Below are 209 nucleotides of genomic sequence, written 5' to 3'. Positions count from 1 at the left end.
TCGGTAGAAGGCGTGTAAAGCTCCACATCACGGCTGGAACACGGGCGGCTGAGCAGAACCCGCTCAATGATGTTCGGAATATATCCGCCACCCAGGTCAGAGTGAGCACCTGGCAGTCTTATATCGGCTGCGCCGGCGCTGTTGAGCGAAAAGTTGTGGCGACGTTCGTCCTTCGCCACTAAATGCACGACCTTTTTTGCGATATCGGG

1 protein-coding gene is annotated in these 209 nt (G+C 56.0%); it reads right to left on the bottom strand.

The features are described from left to right. Positions 1-209, bottom strand: a 209-nt coding sequence (locus NTD84_RS08335; RefSeq protein ID WP_262164672.1) for a DUF2235 domain-containing protein, incomplete at both ends; no start/stop codon positions are given.

This window comes from Pseudomonas sp. 14P_8.1_Bac3 (genome assembly GCF_025466085.1).
Lineage (GTDB): Bacteria > Pseudomonadota > Gammaproteobacteria > Pseudomonadales > Pseudomonadaceae > Aquipseudomonas.
Note: the sequence above shows the minus strand (reverse complement) of the source record. Positions and strands in the feature narration are given on the sequence as shown.